Here is an 18903-nt window from a genome sequence, read left to right as displayed (position 1 = left end):
ATGGCCGAATTCGCCCATGACAAGGCCCCGGAACCGGCCGGCCCCTCGGGGCCGGGACTCAACCTCTCGATCGCGCAGTCGCGACAACTGCTGGAAACCGTGTCCGCGTATGTGCTGAGGTTCCACCAAGACCTCGCGGCCGGCGCCTATCCCGCCTCCTACGTCGACGACTCCCTCGACGTCGCGGCCTACTCCGACGGCCTGCGCGTTTCGAAGGAACTACGCGAAGACGACGTCCCCACGGCACCCACGGCCCTCGAACCGCTCCTGGACACGCTCTTCGGGCCGGCGATGACCAACGGCACGATGCATCCCCATCCCGGTTTCATGGCGCACATCCCCTCCGGCGGCCTGCTCCAAAGCGCCGTCGCCGACTTCGTGGCCGCCTCCGTGAACCGGTTCGCCGGTGTCTGGATCGCCGCGCCGGGCTTCCAGCAGATCGAGCGCAACGTCATTCGCTGGTACTGCTCGATGCTCGGATACGACGAGGGGTCCTTCGGCTACCTCACCACCGGCGGCTCCATCGCCAATCTCATGGCCCTCGTCTGCGCCCGCCGACACCACGAGCGCATCTCCCCCGCCCTGCGCACGCCCAGGATGTACGTCTCCGGCGAAGGACACTTCTCGATCTCCAAAGCCGCCCGGACCGTCGGCCTGCCGGCGGCATCGATCACCACCATCACCACCACCGCGAGCCACACTCTGGACGTCGACGAACTCATCGCGACCATCGAGTCCGACCGCGTGGCCGGGCTGAGCCCGATGTGCGTCGTGGCGACCGCCGGCACCACCAACTCGGGCGCCATCGACGACCTGGACCGCATCGGCGCCTACTGCGAAGCCAACGACATCTGGTTCCACGTCGACGCCTGCTTCGGTGGCTTCTTCCGCATCACCACCCGAGGAAAGGCCGCCCTCGCCGGGATCGAACGCGCCGATTCGATCGCGGTGGACGCGCACAAATCCCTCTTCCTCCCGCACGGCAACTCCGCACTCCTGGTCCGGGATCGACGCCGTCTCGCGGACGCCTTCGAAGTCCCCGGTGCCGCCTACCTCCCGGGCCTGACCGAGGATGAGGACGTCGTCGACTTCTGCGGCCTGGGGCCGGAACTCTCCAGGGAGATACGCGGCCTCACCGCGTGGCTCCCGCTGAAGATGCACGGAATCCGGGCCTTCGAGGAACGCCTTGACGCGACCATGGACCTCGCTCACCACCTCGCCGAAGGCATCAGGAAACTGCCCGGCGTCGACCTGGTCCAGGCCCACCCCGCCGTCCTGCCGGTGGTCACCTTCACCGCCGCCGCCGACCCCGCCGACGCCGGACAGGAGAACAAGGACCGGCGGAACGCCCGCTTGTGCGAGCTGATCTGCTCCCGCAAGAACACCTACCTGACCACGACGGAACTCCCCGGCGTCGGTCTGGTCGTACGCGCCTGCATCCTCCACCCGCGCACCGATCGCACGGTCGTCGACCGCCTTCTCGAGGACATACGTTGGTCCGTGACCCGGCTGGCCGCCGGACCGGCGAAGGCATGGTCCTGATCCCGATCGCGTCGAAAGCGAAGACTCGGTCGGACCGGCGTTCCCCGTCCGATCGGCCCGGGCGAGCCGCTCCACACGACCCCACCGGTGCGCGTCTTCACAAGGGCGACAATCGCGCTCCGTTGCGGGAGCCGTTGTCCGCCGCGCTGTCGGCCAGGGTGAGCCCCCGGCTGTCGAACCGCGTGGCGATCACAAGGGCCAGGAGTACCTCCGACACGGCGCCCGGGCTTCCGCCTCGGTGACATCCGGGACCCGTCGGGTCGCGACCGAGCCGCAAGGCGATTTCCCGCCTCCACCGGGGCGCAACGGTTCGTCGCGGATCAGCTCGCTTCCGTTGGGAGGAACCATCCGCTTCAACGCCTCGCGCTGACCGTCAACCATCACCGGAACCGTCGAACATCACGCGAGACACCGTCAGGGATGTCCCAGGACCGAACTGTCAAGCATCTCCCTGGCCCTCCCTTTCGGGCAGATCAAAGGTTCTGTCGCGAGTTCCGCGATCTCCTTCGTGTTGATCTTCATCGGTAGAGAACGACGCGTTTGCGGAGGAGGTCGGGCTTGGCCCGGGTCGGCGCGCATGAACCTGCGGACGGTCTCGGGGTCCCAACCGAACTCGGCGACGATCCCGGTTCCGTAGACGTGGCCCTTCTTCAGAGCGAAGTCGTCGACCCCGAGGGCCCGGACCGTGCGGACCTCCGGGTCGGGCAGGGCCCGGATCAGTCGCAGGAGGGCGTCCTTGCCCAGGCCGATGGCCTGCACCTCGGTGAGACGGGCGGCTGGCCCGGCCGCCGAGCGCGAGGGCGATCGCTTCGCGGATCGTGCGCAGGAGCACGGTGCAACGTCCGTACCGGAAGCGCAGATCGGGTATCTGCTCGGCGAAAGTCCGCTTGTCGCACGCACCGGCATCGCAGAAGAACCGGCGAACATACAGGTGGAGCACTGTCTGCCGGCTCCCGCACCCGTGCGTCCGGCGCAGCAGAGTGAGGCGCAGCTCGAGCGCTGGTCCCGCGTGGCGGGCCCATCGTGCGCGAGGGCCGAGCGCGGGACATCGCCGACGACGGCCCGCGTTCCGTCTGTCTCGGCGCCGCCTCGCCGGCCGCTCGGCGACGAACGTCAGTTCGTCGTTGTCGGGATCGCCGCCGAGAACGGATTGCCCGGCCACGCCCGACTCCCTGCCCTCCTCGTGCTCCGCAGCGGGGTGAACCGCGCCGGCAGGTGCGCCAGGGCGCTGTGGAAGGGGCCGATACGTGCTTCCAATTCTTCCTCGGGGATGGTGAGTTCGAGGTCGGTGCAGCGCCGGATGAGCTGTTCGATCGCGGTGGTGGCGATCACGAGAGCATCGTGACGCACCGGACACGCGTGCGGGCCGGCGGACCAGGCCAGATGCGCGCCGCCCCCGGCGATCCGGTCGGTACCGGGCCCGTTCGGGTCCGTGTTGGCTGCGGCGAAGGACACCATGACGAGGGTGTGCGCCGGAATCGTGGTGCCGTGGAAGTTGACCGTGCGTGTGGGGTAGTGCGGGGCGAAGTTGCTCATCGGCGGTCGCTCCCGCAGGATGCGACCGATCGCGTGCTCGGTACTCAGCGCGCCGTTGGACAGGTCGTTGTAGTACTGGTTGTCGCTGAGCATGAGCGAAAGTGTGTTGGCGATCAGATTGGTGGTCGGTTCCTGCCCGGCGGCGACGGTGAGAACCACAGTGTGCAGCAGTTCCTCCGTGGACAGGTCGGCCGGGTGGTCCAAGAACCAGGACGTCAGGTCGTTGTCGCGCCGCTCGAGCTTGGCACCGACGAGCCGGTTCATGTACTCGTAGAACTCCGCCTCGCCCGCCCCGCTTTCCAGCAGGCTCGCCAGCGCGGTGATCAACTGTGGTGCGGCATCGTCGCGTTGGCCGAAGAGCCGGTTGAAGACGTAGGAGGGAAGCGGACGGGAGAAGTCGGTGATCAGGTCGACCTGCCCGCTGTGGGCGAATCGGTCGATGAGCTGATCGGCGATCTCGCGGACGAGGTCGCGCAGGTGATGCGGCTCGACCAGATCGAAGCAGTCGGTGACCACCCTGCGGTACCGTTCGTGTGCGGTGCCGTCGGTGTACAGCGGGTTGGGACGCGGCCCCAACATGCCGAGGATGGGGTGGTCCGACGACAGGCTCGCGGCCCAGGTCGTGGGATCCTTGCTCCACGTCTCGGTGTCGTGCAGCAACTCCAGCGCTGCCCGATAGCCGATCACCAGATGGCCGTACACCCCCGGCGCGATCTCCACCGGAGCGATCACCCCGTGGTTGGCGCGCATGTCGCGGTAGTGGCCTTGCTGGTCCCGGGCGAACTCCCGGCTGTACAGCTGGTAGGCGTTGGGCAAGTACAGCGGTGTGGTCACGAGGCGGCGTCCAGGCGGATTCGGGTGAGGGCGTGGCGGACCAGTTCGATCAACGCGTCCAGCGAGGACGTGAAGTCCAAGGCGTTGCAGGACACCACGGGAGTGTCCGCGTCCAGGTCGAGGTGGTCGCGCAGTACGTCGGGGCTGACATCGGGTGAGGTGGGGAAGCGGTTGACGGCCACGCAGTACGGCAGTCCGCTGCGTTCGACCAGGTCGAGCGCTTCGAAGCTCGCGTCCAGCCGGCGGACGTCGAACAGGACAAGGACGCCCTTGGCTCCGTAGGAGACGTCGTCCCACGCCTCTTTGAAGCGGCCCTGTCCGGGCGCACCGAACAGGTAGAGGATCGTGTCACCGGGGTCGAGCGTGATCCGCCCGAAATCCATGGCGACGGTGGTGGTCGTCTTCTCGGGAGTGAACTCGAGGTTGTCCAGGGATACGCTCGCGGCCGTCATCACCTCCTCGGTGTGCACCGACCTCATCTCGGAGACGGCGCGGATCAACGTCGTCTTGCCGACGCCGAGGCCGCCCGCGACGACGATCTTGACCAGGTACGTCGACGACTCGTCGAGATACGCCGGTTCAACGGGCGAGGTCGTTCTCGCGAGCCTTGACGAGTCCATTGAGCACTCTCTCCAAAAGATCGACGTCGGGAAGGTCGGCCGGCGGCACGGCCTGCACTACGCCCAGGTCCACCAGGTCGCCGACCAACACGCGGATCACGAAGACGGGAAGGCGCAGGAAGGCCGCGGCATCGGCGATGGTGAGCGTCCCGCCGGCCAGTACCTCCAGGAGCCGAAGGTGGGGTGAGTCCAGGCCGTTGGGTACGTACTCCCCGAGCCGTGAGAGCCTGGTGAGTTGGTCGTAGGTGTTCCGGTGCGTCGCGCTGCGTCCGCCGGTGGCCAGGTACGCAGGCACGGTCCGTGGGGCCTGCCTGCGTGCGTTCATTGGGCGACGTCCTCCCGTGTCTCGGCGCCCACGCCCCGCCCGACCAGCGCGATCAGCTTGAGCATCGAGTAGGCGGCCGTGCCCAGTTCCGCGTCGGGCGTGGTGAAGGCCGCGAGGCGGGTGTTCTTCCCGGCGTCCATGACGATCAGGTAGCCCTGATCGGTGTCCACGACCACATTGCGAATCTCCAGTTCGGCGCCGTTACCGGGAGCCATCGCGCGGACCGTCGCCTTCGCGGTGCTGTGCAGGCCCGAGCCCATGCTCGCGACGCTGTCCTGGGTGTCGACGTCCATCGCGTGGGCACCGGCCTTGAGACCGTCCGCGGTGAAGAACAGGGCGCTGGCGATGCCCGGTTCGGACCTCACGAGTCGCTCGGCCCACGCTGAATGGTCCGGCTGCTCGTTCATCGAGTGACGACGGGCCTGGGTCATGTGGGATTCCCTTCGATGTATTTGGGACGATCGGCGTCGACACGGTGCTGCCGGGTGACATCTTGGAAGCCGGCGAAGCGGTGGCGCACCTCGTCCGCGTCCTGTGGTCGTTCGCTCTCCAGCGATACCGGCTTCGGGTCCGGGCGCTGCCGTCGCCGCCGGGGCATGCCGTCGGGCGCGGTGGCGGGCAGCGCCGCAGCCGCGGCTTCGGGCGTCGACGCCCGGGATTGTTGCCGCAGCAGACCCACGGGTACGGCGGCGGCGGCCGAGACCGGCTGAGTGACGGGATCCATCGACACCAGCAAGTCCTTCGCGATGTGTACGGCTGCGTGCACTCCTCCGTACTGGGACACCGAAACGTTCACGTCGATCGGATACTCGCGTACCAAGCGGCCGATGCCCGCGAAGCCCAGCCGCGGCGGTGACCCGAGCTCGGTCAACAGCACACGCCTGCTGCCCGAGGTCATCCGGTCGACGAACTCCCGGTCGTCGGGATGGATTCCGGGGCCCGCGTCGTCGATGACGACCAAGGCTCCGGTGGCCGTTTCGTGGATCGCGACGGAGACGGGCACCGTTCCCGTGGAGAAGTAGGCGGCGTTCGCCATCAACTCCGCGAGGATGACGGCCACCGGTTCGGCCGCGTGCGCGACCACGCCCACGCGTCGCTCGACGCTGAGGTTGTTCACGGGCCTGATCAGTTGGTAGCTCTCGATGCGCGCCTGGGCGCCGGCGACCAGGTCCTCCAAGTGCGAGTCCACGCGCGACAGTCCGGTCGAGTCGCCGCAGGCGACCGCCATGATCTGCCACAGCCGCTTGGTGCGCTCGTTGAGGTGGTCCAGCTTGACCAGGCTGTCCAGGATCTGCGGATCCTCGAATCGGTCCTGGGCCTCGATCAGGATGCGCTGCATCTGCTGCGAGAGGGTTCGTGAACCGGCCGCCGTGCGACGCAGGATGTCCTGCGCCGCCTCGTCCACGCGGATGCGTTCGTCGCGAACGCCCGAGGCCACGACGTCCAGGATCTGTCGTTGCAGTTCGCCCAGTTCGGTCCCCGCCCAGCGTGGATTGTCCAGGGGCGGCACGGGCACGTGGGGATGCGCGAGGTGGGTGATCAGGCCGGGGAGCCGAACCTTGCCCAGGTGACGCAGCTCCTCGTGGACGTCTCGGAGATCGACACGACACGTGTCGGTCTCGATCCGGAGTGCTTGGAGAGCCTGCTCGGCTCGGGCGGTGCCGACCTCGGCCTCGTGCAATGCCCGTCCAAGGCGGCGTGCACGCCGTTCAGTCCGGATCAGCCAGGGCACTGCGATGACGCCGGCGGCGGCGACGACGGTCAGCACCACGGCGAGTGCGTGGGGTATCTGCATCAGGCGATGTCCAGTCGGGCGAGGGCGATTTCCCTGGTCGATATAGGTGTCGTGCGATGAACTGTCGTGTGGATCGCACCCTTTGGTGATCTCGAATTCGCAGTCGGGATCCGCCTGTGGGCGGCATCGGAGGTGACGCGATTCACGGTCGTCAGGGAACTTTCGCAACCGGCAGGGTCTCTGCGGCCGATGTGTTCCCGGGTCGGGTCTGGTCTCGGTGTGAACGTGAGGGGTGGCGCGCGACCGGGCTGTCGGAATCGGCCGTCCGTGGGAAGACGAACAAGCCATGGGGCCTGCCGACGATATCCGGCCAACCGTTACGATGCATCTATCAGGAAGGAGGAAACAGCACGAAATCAACGCTGTCGTGGCCGAAAACCCGCAGAACTCCTCGCGAACATCCGTAAAACGCGAGGCGAACGTGCCGGCCCGCGCTGCGTGGCCGAACGTGGCTGGGCCCGCGAGGGCGTGCCGCTCGCTCCTCGTCCATCGGCCCGGGAATCACGCCCACGGTTCATCCATCTGCGCCTTCGGTTCGGTCACGTCGACGAATTCCATGGCGTTGCCCTGCGGTTCCGGCAGGCGCGTACGGCGGTACTCGCCCGGAGTGACTCCGTACCGGCGTCGGAAGCCGCGAATGAGGACCCCGGGGTCGGTGAAGCCGACGGACTGGCCGACCGAGCTGACGGAAAGGTGCCGTTGCCGGGGATCGGCGAGTCTGCGACGGGCTTGGTCGAGGCGGGTATCGCGGATGAACTCGGCGGGAGAGCTGTCGCCTTCGCGAAAGACCAGGTCGACGTAACGGGTCGAGACGCCGAAAGCGGCGGCGAGCGTTCTCGGGGACAGGTCCGGGTCGGCCAGATGGAGGCGGATGAACTCGCGCATGCGCGTCGACTGTGCACGCCGGGAGAGTTGCACGTCGGAGCTCCACATACCTGGTCCTGCGGCTGTGCGAAGTGTGGACACGAGCAACTCGTACGTGGTGTGCCCGAGTTCGGCCAGGACCTCGGACGGTCGACCGAGCGGGCTGCAGGCGAGTTCGGTGACGACCGCGGTGAGCACGCGCAGCGTCGGGTCGTGGGCCGGGATGACGCGACCGACGGCGGGAGCTGTGCGCAGGTCCCGCCGGAGCGCGGCGCGTGGCACGTGGATGGACAGGTAGTGGGCGAAGGCGTCGGCGGTGAGCGAGTAGGGCTGGGTCGAGTCGACCAGCACGGCGTCGCCCGGGCGCAGCAGAGCGTGGTGCGTGCCGGCGGCGGCCCGGCTGGGCCGCACTGCGAGCAGGAGGAGGTACATGTCGACCGGATTGCGTCTGATGAGGCGGGGAGTTCGGGCGACTTGTACCGGATCGGAGGCCACATCACTGATGCTGACGGCGCCGAAGTCGTGGACGTTGACCCAACCCGTATAGCCGCGGGGGTCCGGCGGGCGGAACGGGGTGGCGTCCAACTGGAAGATCGCGTCACGCAGGATCTCGCGCCAGGTGTCGACGTCCGGAGCGGAGCCGGCCGAGGGCGCGGCACCGGGGCGCGGCGTCGACCGCCGGCGACCGTCCGAACCGATGCGGTGGCGTGGGGCGTTCCCGGAGCCCAAACCCGCGAGCGACCGCTTCCGTGAACGCGGCGTGTCGGGTTCTCGTGGACCTGTCATGCGGCCAACTTCTTTCCAATGTGGGCATATCGGGGAGCGTCCGCCCATCGACGAGGGCCCATCGTAGGGGCGGCGCGCCGACGGTGTCCGGCCGAGGACGGCCACCGGGAGGTGCGGGGGTCCTTCCGGTCACCGTGCGCGGATCGCCTGTTCGCTGTGCGCGGACCGCCGATTCCAATGCTGCGCCGCTTGCGAGGGTCTCGGTATACGACGCGAGACGGTTTTCGTCGCCCGGCGCCGCTGTGCCGCGCGACCGGGAACGAGACCCGCCTGCGTCGCAGGTGCTTGGTGACACGGAGGTTTTCAGGATGGCTCGCACAGCACGATCCCGGCTTGTCGGCAGGTGGGCGACCCGCCCGTCCGCCGTGCTGTTCCTCGCAGCGGCTCCGCTGCTCGTTGCGGCGCCCGGCGTTGCGGCGCCAAGCGGTGCGGCGCCAAGCGGTGCGCCGGCGGCAGCGGTCGAGAGCGACGCCTACAGTGCGCGCTACCTCGTGCAGCCCAATCCGCTGCCATCAACCAATGGGTTGGCTTTGGATGGCCGGGGGAACCTGTATGTGGCCCAGGCGCTCTACGACCGCATCACGCGGATCGATCTCACCACGGGTGCCGCCGTGCGCATCGCGGACGACACCGATCCGGTGGCCGATGCCTTGCAATCTCCCGACGATGTGGCCGTCGGCCCGGACGGGAACCTCTACGTCACGAACGCCTTGAAGAAGTCGGTGGTCCGGATGGCGCCGGACGGCTCCGCGCGGACCACCATCGCCTCCGAGGTGACCGACGGGGTCACCGGGCCGAACGGCATCGCCTTCGCCTCCGACGGACGGCTGTTCGTGAGCGATCTGGCGTTCGACCCCGCGCACCCGGGTGGCCTGTGGCAGGTCGATCCCCAAGGAGCAGCCGCTCCGAGGCAGCTCACCCACCGGCTTCGCGTGCCGGAGGGCTTCGGCATGGCGTCCGACGGTCTGGCATACATACCGGAGTACTACGCCGGGCGGATCGCCGTCGTGGACCCCGGCAACCCGGGCTCTGTCGCCGGACTCTCCACCCGGTTCCAGGGTCTGGTGTCGGCGGTGAAGGTGATGCCGAAGACTCTCGACCCGGCCGAGTCGTTGGTCCTGGTGGAGAACCTTCCGGGCCAAGGCAATGTGTGGCGGGTGGACCGGGCCTCGGGGAGCAAGACGCTGCTCGCCGCCGGCCGCGGAGCCTTCGACAACCTGGCAATCGATCCGGGCAGCGGCACGATCTACGTCTCGAACTTCGTGCAGGGCGGGATCCAGCGGGTGAATCCGCGCACGCGCACGCTGACCGGGGTCTTCCCGACCGGGCCGCTGGCCACCCCCACGTCGTTGAGCCTCAACCCCGACGGATCTCTCCTCGTCGCCGGTGCCACGTCGCTCGCCTCGGTGTCGCCCCGCGGCCGGGTGACGACGCTCTCGCAATTCCTGATCAGCCGGAACCAGGGCGTCACCCCCGGAGCCGTGCAGATCGGCACCACGTTGTACTACACCGACTGGCTCGACTCTTCGCGTCCCGGACGCCTGATGAAACTCGACCTCCGCACCGGCGCCCGAAGCGTCGTCGCGAGCGGGTTCGTCATCCCCTGGCATGTGCGGCAAGGCCCTGCGGGCACCGTGCTGGTGTCCGACGAGGCACTGGGCAACGTCTACCGCGTGAACGTCGCCGACGGCGCCCGGACGGTAGTCGCCACGGGGCTGAATTCTCCGGCCGGCCTCGCGTACGACGCCCACACGCAGCAGGTCTACATCGCCGAGGCGGGCGCCGGGCGCGTGGTTGCCGTGCCGGTCCAGGGCGGCACCCCCGGCACGGTCGCCGGCGGTCTCGACAAGCCCGAAGGCGTGACGCTGGACGGCCAGGGCCGACTCCTCGTCGTCGATGCCCAGGGCAGTGCCCAGCAGAACCCCGCCGCTCCCGGCAGCCTGCTGCGCGTCGTTCCCGGGACCGCGAGCCGAACCGTTCTGGCGACCGGGCTGCCCACCAAGATCACCGGAATCACGTTGATTCCCGGCTTCACCTTCACGTCGGATGTGGTTGCGCGTGCGGACGGCACAATCGTGGTGAGCGGGGCGGCCAACGGCTCGATCATCGAACTCTCCCCGAACCGCTGACCCACTCGGCACGGGATCCTCGTCCGACGGAACCGGTTCCAGCGTCCGCAGCCCCGCAGCGATGCGGGGCTGCGGGTCCCACTTGGGACGTTCGAGGCCGGGACCTGGCGCTGGGACGCCTGCTGAACGTGCCCTGCACGGACAGGTACGCCAAGGCGACGGTCAACTGGAGTCGGTCGGCGCGCGCGGCATGGGTGAGGTCTGGCAAGGCGTCGACCGCGGACTCGACCACACCGTGGCCGTGAAGGTGCCGCCCATGGAACCGACGCGTCAGGAGCGGTCCCGCCAACGGGGCGGGCACCTGCGCCGGCCCTGGCATCGCGGGCGGACGTCGACCAGGCCAAGGGCCTGCCGATGGCCCGATACGGCGTGGACGCCAACCGCGCGTTCGCGATCCTCTCGCGGACCTCCCAGGAACGAAGCATCAAACTCCGCACCAGCGCCCGCGAGTTGCCCGCATCGGTCACCCCCACCCGGACCGACCACACGCCCGCACCACCGTGAACCAGGCGCCACACGGATCGGGAGGTGCACGTTCGCAGTACGCAGGACCGCGGTGAAGTGGTCGGCCGACCACCCGCCCGCGAAGCGGCGCCCGCCGCCCGCGGCACACCGCAGCGCCGATCCGGTGACTCCCGGCACAACGGCCCGAACCGGCGGCACGGCCCGACACGGCATCGGGCGCGGGCGGCACCCGTGCGGTCGGGCGCCTCCTCCCCCGCCGGAAGGAGACGCCCACCCACCACACGCCATCCCTCCCCGGTCGGGAAACAGAGGGGAACGGCGTCCACCACCCCTGCCCCGCCCGCCACGACCCTCACGCGCCCGACCGAGTGAAACCCGACACCACCGCCCGGACCGACGTCAGCCCGGATCCGACCGAACCCTGCACCGAATACCGGCACGTCCACCGGATCCACGTCCTCCCACAGACCAGCAGGCGGATCGGTGGCGCCACCTGCCTCGATATCGACGTCGAACCGAACGCACCGGGCCCTGACCCGCTACTGAGAAGACACACCCCCCATCGGGAACCGAGCCCGGAAGTCGTACGGGAAACCAGACAGGAAAACCGAGCGAGAACCACAGGCCACCACCGGCACGGCCCCGTTGGTCACGGTCGTCCACGACAGCAACCACGCCCGTGTTCGGCGCACCGGCTGCCGGACCGCCTGCCGCCCGACCGGCACGGCGGGACGAGGGCCGGGTCAGGAGCGTTCGGGGATCTCGCGATCCGGGCTCGCGTACCAGGGGCCTGGTGGACCTCTCCCGCGCCGACGGTCACGGTCAGACCGAAGTCGAACACCTCCGGGCGACCCACCCGGTCCCACCAACGGTAAGCCTTTTCGACCTCGGTCCACAGCGAACGCGGCCCCGGCTGAAGGACGTTCGGACGACGACCATCGGCAAAGCCCGCCGCGGCCACCGAGGGAACCGCACCGCCGGCCGTCAACCACAGCGTGCCGTCACCGGCACCCTCGCCGGGAACCAACACCGGCACACACCCCGGAACCCGCAGACCGACGACGAAGGCGATCGGATCGTGGGGACCACCGACCACGTCCGCCGGTGCCAGCTCGGTGCCGCCGGCACGCGCCACGCCCGGCCATCCCTCGGGGAGGTCGATCACCGGCGGCACCGCACGTTGGGCGCGCAGCTTCATGAACGAAACCGCCATCGTGAACGGCCCACTCGCCCGGCCCAGTCCCGAACTCCGAAAACTCCGTTCCATAGTCGGGTTCAAACCGCTCCGCGAAGTCGGGATCTTGGCCACCGAGACGGTCCATCGCGGCCCGCACACGAGGTTCCCACCCGGGCATGCCGAAGTGGTCGGAGACATCCCTGCTCGGCGCCGCTGCAAGGAGCATGAATTCCTCGGAGGACAACTCCTCCTGCAAATACACCAGGTAGGCGACGCGTGGCCTCACGTGCTTCTCGATCCCAGCCAGTACGCCGCGTCCGAACTGCGCCGGCGTGCCGGATGTCCCCGGATCATCGCCGCGTAGTCGACCCCGGCCCCTGTCACAAACTCCCCGATGCTCAAAAACCGTTACCAACCACAGCGAATGGTGGCCTGTGCCGAGCCGGGTCGCGAACGTCGACCGCGGTCATGGTGGCCTCCGGTTTCACCGATCCCGGTTCGATGATGTCGATCCTGATCTGGGGACTCTTCGGCGGTGTCCTGGTCCTCACGGTGGCAGGCGCCCTGCGTGGCGACTGGTACTTCAGGGCTGACGTCGACGGGCCTGCGATCTGCGCCACGACGATCCGCGGCGAGTACCTCGCCCGTCTGCCCTGGGAGCAGGTGCAGGCCATCGTCATGTGGAAAGCCCAGCACAACCTGTGGATCGGCGTCGTTACCCCGGTGTCCCGACCTGCCGCAACTCGCTCTGCCGCTTGATGAGATCGCGCCGCACGTCACCCTCGTCGACCACAGCCGCCGCCGATCGATCGTCCATCGCCGGGGTATCGACCCCAACCCGATCGGCTGACCGCGCGGTTCCGCAGGGGCCACCGGAATCGTGCAGGAAGCTCGCTGAGACGGGCTCCCGCACAAGCTGCGGCCGGCCCGTCAAACGGCTTCCCCGCCACGCCGGGTGGTCCGCCCACCGGCCATCGAACACGCCCGCCGCGACGCCCCCGGGGAACTCGATCCCGGCCACGCCGTAGGTCTCCGGGTGTGCGCGAGAACGGCAGGCCGACGGGAGAACCCGCCCTCCACAGGCCACCACACCACCGCTGTCGGCGTACAAGTGAACGTTGACCCGTACGCCGACAACCGCCGGATCCTGGACGGCACGCACTGGGCATCCCTGACCACCGGGCGTGGGACAGGGGCACCCTGCCGGAGGCATTGGCACCCCTGCCCGACCCCGACCCGGCCGTCCGGGCCGACGCCGCAACCGACGCGCTCGGGGAGGTGAACCGCCAGACACCATCTACGAGGCCACCGTGCCCGTGGCCCGCTACGTCGCGGCCATCCTCGACCAACCCCACCTCACAGCAGGCGACTTCGACCCCGACGCCGCAGCGCCGTCACGCCCGACCCTGGTGAGACTGCTGGAATGGCTCGGCGACATCACCTACGACGCGGACGACGAATGCGTCGCCATCGGCGAACGCATGCACGGGGAGCGGTTTCTCCACGAGTACGCGGAGATGCGCGCGTTTCGAGACCTGCGGCCGGTCATCCTCGCCGCCGTCCGGCCCTTCCTCGGCCACGAGAACGCGGACGTCCGCGACGCGGCTTTCGTCGCCACCATCCCCCTCGCCGAACACCCTCTCCTGGGCGGGCATCGCAGCGAGCGGGCCGATCACGCCCGCCGCCTCCTGGCCACGAGCACCGATCGCCACAACCGGGACCGCGCCCTGGATCTGGGCGCGCTTGCCGATGGTTGATGGGGGTGGGTCGGTGAGCGCCTCTGCGAATCGATGGGGCTGCCAACGCTCAATGAGCGGCTTGGCCTCGTCGGTCACTTGTCGACGGCTCGGTGGAGAACAGCGCGGAGATGGCCGATGTCGGCGCGGCCGTTGTCGAGGAGGATCGCGGTGCAGAGCCCGTCTGAGGCGGCGACGAGGGCCGCGATGGCCCGGGGGTCGTCGGTGAGGGTGGTGCCCAGTTCGGCGATGTTCTCTCGCCAGCGCCGTGCCACTGGGCGCAAGGCGGGACGGCGGGCGGCAAGAGTCGCCAATTCACGTTCGGCGAGGGCTCGATCCCTTCCCGAGCCGGCGGTCTCGGCGATCAGTTCGGCCAGCCCGGTGAGCTTGTCACCGTCGCCGTCGATGATGGTGCGGACACGGGCGGTATAGGCGTCTGCGACGCTGGTCAGGGCGGCGACCAGCAGGTCATCGAGGGTGGCGAAGTAGTAGGTGCTCAGGGACGTGGTGATGCCGGCCTGTTTGGCGACAGTGCGGTGGGTGACTCCTGCCGCACCGTCGCGGGTGACCACGGCGAGGGTGGCGTCGATGATTCCGGCGCGGCGCTTCTCTCCGCGCGCCCGGCGTCCGTCGGCGTGCTCATCGGGGTCGTTGTCAGCCATGCAGTCCTCCTCGCGCCTACCTCCAGAATAGTCGGACCATTGTTCAAATGTTGGCGTCGATGTCCTGGTTGTGTCCAAGGCGGGGGAAGTGGCGCAGCATCGAAAGGCACAGCACGGTAGCGGCGGCGATGGCCACACCGGCGATCAGGGAAGCGACGTTCAGACCCGTGGTGAAGGCCAGTCGGGCAGCTTCCACGGTCACGCCCGGGCGATCCTCGGCGATCGCGACCGTCGCGCTCAGGCTGTCGGTGAGCGCGTTCGACGATTCCGGCGAAAGCTCCTCGGGCACGCGGACCTGAGCGCGGTACACCGCGGTGGTGAGGCTGCCGAGCAGCGCGACTCCCACGGCGATGCCCAGTTCCTGGACGGTCTCGGACATCGAGGCGGCTGAGCCGGACTTCGATGCCGGGGCCGCGCCGACGACGATGTCGGTGCCGAGGGCGGCGATCGCTCCCAGGCCGAGATAGACGAACGCGAACCCGATCGCGACGGAAACCTCGTCGCCGAGCCCGGCGGTCGCCAGCAACGCATAGCCGACGAGGGAGACACCGAGGGTGGTGCCCATGACGTAGCCGGGTCGAATGCGCCGGGCGATCAAGGGTGCGCCGACCGCGGCGGCGAACATCGCCAGCGCCGGCGGGCCCATCCACAATCCCGCCGCGAACGGTGTGAGGCCTTCGACGAGTTGGAGGTACTGGGTGACCAAATACATGGAGCCCCCGACGCCGACGAGTCCGATCAGCAGCACGAGGAGCGCAACGGTGAAGGCCCGATCGGCGAACAGGGATACGTCCAGCAGCGGGTCGGCCAGGCGACGCTGCCGGCGCACGAACACCGCACCGGCCGCGAGGCCCGCGACGGCGAGCACCACCGGCCGGCCGCCGGTCCCGTGGGCGGCGACGTGCTTGACGGCGTAGATGACCGGCAGGGTTGAAGCCAGCGACAGACCCACGCTGATCAGGTCGAGCCGACCCGCCGAGGGGTCGGCGTACTCGGGCAGCAAGGTGCGCCCGCCGATCAGGACGATGACCGCGATGGGCACCGCCAAGAGGAACACCGCGCCCCACCAGAAGGCGTCGACCAGCAGCCCGCCCACGATGGGTCCGGCTGCCATACCGAGGGCGAACATCGTGGCCCACACGCCGATCGCGACCGCGCGCCGGCGGACATCGGGGAACATGTTCGAGATCAGGGACAGCGTGGAGGGCATGAGCGTGGCGCCGGCTATTCCCAGCAGCGCACGCGCGAGGATCAACAACTCGGCCGTGGGCGCGAACGCGGCGAACACCGAGGCCGCAGCGAAGGCGACCATGCCGATCATCAACAGGCGCCGCCTGCCGATCCGATCGCCCAGGGTTCCCATCGTGATCAACGAACCGGCGATGAAGAATCCGTACGCGTCCATGATCCACAGCAACTGCGCCCCGGAGGGCGAGAGATCGGCCGTCATGCTCGGTGCCACGAGATAGAGCGCCGTCACGTCCAATCCCAACAGTGCCGTCGGCAACGCCAACAGCCCCAATCCCGCCCACTCTCTCGCTCCTGCACGCATCGGCTTCTCCCGTCCGTGTGAGACCCCCGGCAAACAAGTTGAACCATAGTACAACTAGTACTGTCGTTCAAATAGTTTCGCGCCGTGCCGCCGCCTCTCGACCCGATCGAGGTGCTGATCCGCAGTCCCTGGATCGGCAAAGAGAACGGGCCTGCCTCACATCCGGTGGCAGCAGCCGAGGGTTACGGGGCGCCCCAACAGACAGGTCGACGAGCTGACATTCCGGAACGGGTGGGCCGCAGGCGGCGCTGCAGCGGGTGGCCGTGATGCCGGCCGCGCCGGCTCTCGCCCTGGCGCACACGCTCGCGGTCCGGGCGAGGTGGTCGACGCACTTGCGGCTGACACGCCTCCTGCCGGAACCCGTCCACGCCGAGAGTGCTCGCGAGCTGATCATCGGCCTCACGGGGGTTGATGTCCGCGATCGGTCGATGCGGGCCGTCGTCGGCTACCGCTGCACGCGCGACCCGGGTCGTGGCGGCGTCCGACTCGAGGCCGAATCCCGCAATGAACCGGTAGTCGTGCACAACTACGGACACGGCGGCAGCGGTGTGACGTTGTCGTGGAGCTGTGCCGTGCGAGTCGCGGCGATGCTCGGTGGGCCCCAAACCCCAACGACGCCGGCACCTTCGCGACAGCCTATGCATCGCCTCCTGCGCGAAATGGTCGTGGGCGTCCTTGAAGACTTCGAAGCGGGAGACGCCTGACGAGATCGTTCTGGTCTCGACTACTCCCCATCAATCATCGTGGCGTTCGCCCTGGTCGCGAGCGACCAGGGCGTCCAAACCGTCGGCGTGGACGGCATGACCGTCACCGACGTCGAACGGGACGTCGAAGCACCCTGGTTCCTGAACGGCCCGCGCTCGGGCGTGAAGTCCGGCACGTTGCGACGCCCCCCTGTTGACACGCCAACGACAGGCTTCTTGGGCGCCAGAGCACGTCGAGGCCCTCACCGCACTCCGGATGCGGCGGGCGTAGCGCCGACGACCAGGCGCCGGTCTCGGGCACAACCCTCCGGCGAGAATCCTCAGCGCTCTTGCGCAGCTCTCTCGATCCAACACTGCAGGTCGACCACGCCCGCCCCGCGGTGCGCTGTGGCTTGCACAGGTGATGCGGAGGACGTCTTGCAGGACAGCCGTTTGAGGGAAACATCCGTGTCGTCCCGTCATCGACCCCAGAATCGTCCGTTAAGCTCGCGCCGCCATGCAGGTTCCGACTTTTCACGGAGGGCAGGACGGCGAGGATCAATCGCGAGCGTCTCGTCGGAACGCTGACGTTCTGGCTGCGTCCGGCCTTCGCGCTGCGCGTCGTCAATCGGTTTCAGCGGATCCTTGGTTTCGACCGCTCGATGGCCCTGGCGTCCAGCGCTCTCACCGCACTGATTCCGCTGGCGATCCTCGGTAGCGCCGTCCTGGGCGACTTCGTCCGCTACGACTCCGGGGGGCGGATCATCAAGCGCTACCGTCTCACCGGAGCGGGCGCCGAGGCGGTCGAATCCCTCTTCTCCCCTGCCGAAAGCACGAACGCGAGCGTGGGCACCTTCGGGGCGGTGTTCCTGCTGATCTCGCTGCTGAGCTTCGCGCGAGCCGCCCAGCGGCTCTTCGAACAGACGTGGGAACTCAAGCCGCTCAGCGTGCGCAACACGCGAAACGACCTGTGGTGGATCCTCGCTCTCGGTGGCTACACGGTTGTCATCGGGTGGCTTTCCGCCGTTCTCGGCGGGAGCAGGCACGGTGTGGTGGCCGCCGTCGGCGAGGCACCGGTGACCGCCGTGTTTCTCGTCTGGAGCGGCTGGATCCTGTCGGCGAAGCGGATCGTGTGGCCCGACCTGATCCCTTTCGGTGTCACCGCGGCCGTTCTGACAGCGGTCTATTCCGTGGGTGCCGGCCTCTACCTGCCGCGTCTGTTCAACGCCTCCGTCTCGCGCTATGGGGTGGTCGGTGCCGTCTTCGCGATGATCTCGGCCCTCTTCGCGGCCATGCTCGTCCTCGTCGCATCGGCTGCGCTGGGACGAGAAGTACGAGACGAGCTCGGTCGGATCCGTGAAGGCCGACGCCCTTCCGACCACGAGGTCCGCCGGCAGTGGGACAGCGTGGTCGAGCAGACACGGTCACGGTGGCGGGCGGCACGTGAACAGGTCTCCCGTCATCGGACCAACGGTGCGGACCGCTGATGGGCGCGACGGCTGACCAGCGCGTTCTCACAGCGACGCGATAATGGCGTCGCGGATGAGAACAGGGCGCGGATCTTGAGACGTACACGATGGAGGGTCTCAACTCCCGCCGCGGCCAACCCCATGCGCCCGATGACCTCCCTGGCGCCCCCGCGCGTCCACCGCCTGCGCGCGCAACTCGGGTGCCCGCTCCACCACGGTCACCTCGGCCCCCCGCCGGCGCAGCCAGTGGGCCAGCGCGGGCCCCGCGATGCTCGCCCCCGCCACCAATACGCTGGGTCCACCCACTCGCGTCCCCTGCCCGCTCGACCGGATCGCGTACCCTCGGTCGAAGTCGTCGACGCTCATCACTGCCTCCCCGTGCTTCCGCCCGCGCCGGCACGTTCCCGGCACAGACCCATCGCCGTCGGTGTATCCAGCCGTACCGACCACGGATCCGCACGAAACTCATCGGTCACGGCAGACATCGATGAGAAACGCCCACTCCGATGAGACACGCATCGACCCAGAGGGGCGTAAACCAGCCTGTCAGCCAGACCGTCTCCTGAGACTTCGCCAGAGGAACCCGGTCGGTACGAGGAGGCCGAGACCTGGTAGCGGCGTTGTGCCGACGCGGGCGACACGGCTGCGCTGTTCAACCTTGGGTGGCTGTGCAGAACATTGGTGGCAGATCTCGGCTGATTTCGGCAACGCCGCGGCCTCGTCGTGGT

General features: G+C 68.7%; 15 protein-coding genes and 1 pseudogene. 6 read left to right on the top strand and 10 right to left on the bottom strand.

What is annotated here, in order from left to right:
• Positions 1-1542 (top strand): pyridoxal phosphate-dependent decarboxylase family protein, encoded by a 1542-nt coding sequence (locus ACZ4FV_RS31655; RefSeq protein WP_465323849.1) that lies wholly within the window; start codon positions 1-3, stop codon positions 1540-1542.
• A 414-nt stretch (positions 1543-1956) separates the two neighbouring features.
• Here ACZ4FV_RS31655 and ACZ4FV_RS31650 read toward each other — a convergent pair whose 3' ends face one another.
• From ACZ4FV_RS31650 to ACZ4FV_RS31620, 7 genes are all read right to left on the bottom strand, one after another.
• Positions 1957-2301 carry a hypothetical protein gene (locus ACZ4FV_RS31650; protein ID WP_465323848.1) on the bottom strand — a complete coding sequence of 115 codons (345 nt, stop codon included), beginning with the start codon at positions 2299-2301 and terminating at the stop codon, positions 1957-1959.
• Between the two features lie 354 nt (positions 2302-2655).
• Complete coding sequence (locus ACZ4FV_RS31645) at positions 2656-3912, bottom strand: cytochrome P450 (protein WP_395873963.1); 1257 nt, start codon at positions 3910-3912, stop codon at positions 2656-2658.
• The gene (locus ACZ4FV_RS31640; protein ID WP_395873961.1) at positions 3909-4532 is read right to left on the bottom strand and encodes a GTP-binding protein; all 624 of its coding nucleotides are present in this window, start codon (positions 4530-4532) and stop codon (positions 3909-3911) included. Before ACZ4FV_RS31640 ends, ACZ4FV_RS31645 begins: the two co-directional genes overlap by 4 nt.
• A complete protein-coding gene (locus ACZ4FV_RS31635) occupies positions 4492-4857 on the bottom strand; it encodes a DUF742 domain-containing protein (RefSeq protein WP_395873959.1) in 366 nt (121 codons plus the stop codon). Before ACZ4FV_RS31635 ends, ACZ4FV_RS31640 begins: the two co-directional genes overlap by 41 nt.
• Entirely contained in the window at positions 4854-5288 is a 435-nt protein-coding gene (locus ACZ4FV_RS31630) for a roadblock/LC7 domain-containing protein (RefSeq protein WP_395873957.1), read from the bottom strand. Before ACZ4FV_RS31630 ends, ACZ4FV_RS31635 begins: the two co-directional genes overlap by 4 nt.
• Positions 5285-6652 (bottom strand): ATP-binding protein, encoded by a 1368-nt coding sequence (locus tag ACZ4FV_RS31625; RefSeq protein WP_395873955.1) that lies wholly within the window; start codon positions 6650-6652, stop codon positions 5285-5287. The genes ACZ4FV_RS31630 and ACZ4FV_RS31625 overlap by 4 nt, the downstream gene beginning before the upstream one ends.
• A 501-nt stretch (positions 6653-7153) precedes the next feature.
• On the bottom strand, positions 7154-8302 hold the full coding sequence (locus ACZ4FV_RS31620) for an AraC-like ligand-binding domain-containing protein (RefSeq protein ID WP_465323847.1): 1149 nt from the start codon (positions 8300-8302) through the stop codon (positions 7154-7156).
• A gap of 134 nt (positions 8303-8436) precedes the next feature.
• Between ACZ4FV_RS31620 and ACZ4FV_RS31615 the strand changes: the two genes are divergently transcribed.
• From ACZ4FV_RS31615 to ACZ4FV_RS31600, 4 genes are all read left to right on the top strand, one after another.
• On the top strand, positions 8437-10431 hold the full coding sequence (locus ACZ4FV_RS31615) for a hypothetical protein (protein WP_465323846.1): 1995 nt from the start codon (positions 8437-8439) through the stop codon (positions 10429-10431).
• 201 nt (positions 10432-10632) lie between these two features.
• Positions 10633-10935, top strand: coding sequence for an ANTAR domain-containing protein (locus ACZ4FV_RS31610; protein WP_395874017.1), 303 nt, complete (start codon positions 10633-10635; stop codon positions 10933-10935).
• A gap of 1606 nt (positions 10936-12541) precedes the next feature.
• A complete protein-coding gene (locus ACZ4FV_RS31605) occupies positions 12542-12832 on the top strand; it encodes a hypothetical protein (RefSeq protein ID WP_465323845.1) in 291 nt (96 codons plus the stop codon).
• A 551-nt stretch (positions 12833-13383) separates the two neighbouring features.
• On the top strand, positions 13384-13830 hold the full coding sequence (locus ACZ4FV_RS31600; RefSeq protein WP_465323844.1) for a hypothetical protein: 447 nt from the start codon (positions 13384-13386) through the stop codon (positions 13828-13830).
• 74 nt (positions 13831-13904) lie between these two features.
• Here the strand turns inward: ACZ4FV_RS31600 and ACZ4FV_RS31595 are convergent, their stop codons facing one another.
• Together ACZ4FV_RS31595 and ACZ4FV_RS31590 are read right to left on the bottom strand one after the other, a co-directional pair.
• Positions 13905-14471 (bottom strand): TetR/AcrR family transcriptional regulator, encoded by a 567-nt coding sequence (locus ACZ4FV_RS31595; protein WP_465323843.1) that lies wholly within the window; start codon positions 14469-14471, stop codon positions 13905-13907.
• Positions 14472-14514: 43 nt separating this feature from the next.
• On the bottom strand, positions 14515-16023 hold the full coding sequence (locus ACZ4FV_RS31590) for an MFS transporter (RefSeq protein WP_465323873.1): 1509 nt from the start codon (positions 16021-16023) through the stop codon (positions 14515-14517).
• 1345 nt (positions 16024-17368) lie between these two features.
• Here ACZ4FV_RS31590 and ACZ4FV_RS31585 point away from each other — a divergent pair.
• Positions 17369-18193, top strand: coding sequence for a hypothetical protein (locus ACZ4FV_RS31585; RefSeq protein ID WP_395873944.1), 825 nt, complete (start codon positions 17369-17371; stop codon positions 18191-18193).
• Between the two features lie 116 nt (positions 18194-18309).
• Here ACZ4FV_RS31585 and ACZ4FV_RS31580 read toward each other — a convergent pair.
• A pseudogene (locus ACZ4FV_RS31580) lies at positions 18310-18541 on the bottom strand (NAD-binding protein); the annotation flags it as partial.
• Between the last annotated feature and the right edge of the window lie 362 nt (positions 18542-18903).

The organism is Embleya sp. NPDC025285 (genome assembly GCF_055558835.1).
This window is presented reverse-complemented; position numbering and strand designations above follow the sequence as displayed.